The following is a 1290-nucleotide window of genomic DNA, read 5'->3' on the forward strand; positions in this document are numbered from 1 at the left end:
TCACGGCCGCTCCCGCTCGGTCTGCTCGGGGGCGGATCGCCGGGTGCGGTGGGGGCGGCCAACCGGCGGGTGGTGGCGCCAGGCGGTATAGAGGCTGGCGAGAGCCGTGGTGCAGCCGGCCAGGTCCTGCGGGCTGAGGTGCCCGACGAGGATCAGCACGCTCCCGACCGCAAGAGTGGCCAGATAGACGACCGCATCGAGGCGAATCGGGCGTGGAGAGGCAGAACGGTTGGGCATGATGAAACCCCCGGTGTACGGGCGATGTGTTGGCACCCGCTGACGGCCGCATAGCCGGGCGGGAAGCTGCCGCTGCGTCAACCAGCTTTCTGGCCTGCGATTTTGTGGCGCCAGTGGCCAACAACGCTGTTTCCTTGATCGTCACGAAAGGGGGGCCCGGTGATGCCGCAGTCGAACCCGGGGGGAGGCCCGGACGCGCCAGGCGGACGCGCAGGCGCTCTACTAGGGCGACAGCCGGACCCGCTGAAGCCGAAGCCCTTCATCAACAAGCCGATGAAGCGGGCGCTCGTGGAGGCGGTCAGGGCCGTGGTCGACGCGGATCCGCCCGGGTGGACGCGTGCCCGGCTGGCCCGCGAGCTGCACGTGAGCCCGTCGGAGATGTCGAAGCTGCTCAGCGGCACGAACCCGCTGAGCCGCGAACGGGTGGAGAAGATCGCGGCCCTGTTCGAAGTGACCGAGCAGGTGCGCCGCCATCTGCTGCGCGCACACACGGCGGCGTTCGTCGAGACCCACCCGGAGCTGCGCGAGCGCTTGGAGAAGGCCGACGCCTACGAGGACGCCGTCCTGCATCGCCACGAGACCGAACAGCGCTACTGCCGCCTCCAGGAGCAGCAGGAACGCCTCAAGGCCGCCCATCAGCAGCTGCTGGACCGGCACCAGGCCACCGAGCGGCAGCTCGCCGACGCGGAGCGGACCGCCCGTCAGGAGCGGCAGGCCCACGCCGGCGCCCGCGCCGAGCGCGACCGGGCCCGGCGGGAAGCAGAGCGGCTGCGCCAGGAGCTGGAGGGGCAGCAGGCCAGTCTCCGGGCTGCCCGGCAGGAAATGGACCAGCTGAGCGAGGACCTCGCATCGGCCCGCACTGAGCGCGACCAGGCCCGGCAGGAAGCAGGCCGGCTCCACGACGAGCTCGTCGAGGTGCGGGCCGACCTGCTTCAGCATCAGGAAGAAGACCAGCGCCGCCGGGACCAGGACGCGGTCGTCGCCCAGGCCCTGCAGACCGTCGAGGACGCCCTGCACCAGCACCACATTGATGCCGCCAACCACGCTGCCGCA

Annotated in this window: 2 protein-coding genes; one reads left to right on the plus strand and one right to left on the minus strand. The window is 71.2% G+C overall.

Annotated elements, in window-relative coordinates; translation table 11 throughout:
* A complete protein-coding gene (locus TR48_RS42840; RefSeq protein ID WP_152628432.1) occupies window positions 1-237 on the minus strand; it encodes a hypothetical protein in 237 nt (78 codons plus the stop codon).
* Window positions 238-510: 273 nt separating this feature from the next.
* On the opposite strand from TR48_RS42840, the gene TR48_RS38470 reads away from it, so the two are divergent.
* Window positions 511-1290 (plus strand): helix-turn-helix domain-containing protein (locus TR48_RS38470; protein ID WP_042375675.1); only part of this gene is annotated, 780 nt, incomplete at its 3' end.

The sequence above is a fragment of the Streptacidiphilus neutrinimicus genome (assembly GCF_000787815.1).
Classification (GTDB): domain Bacteria; phylum Actinomycetota; class Actinomycetes; order Streptomycetales; family Streptomycetaceae; genus Streptacidiphilus; species Streptacidiphilus neutrinimicus.

Bases quoted from the DNA above. Each gene is read 5' to 3' on its own strand.
- TR48_RS42840 (WP_152628432.1), bottom strand. From the start codon at position 237: ATGCCCAACCGTTCTGCCTCTCCACGCCCGATTCGCCTCGATGCGGTC.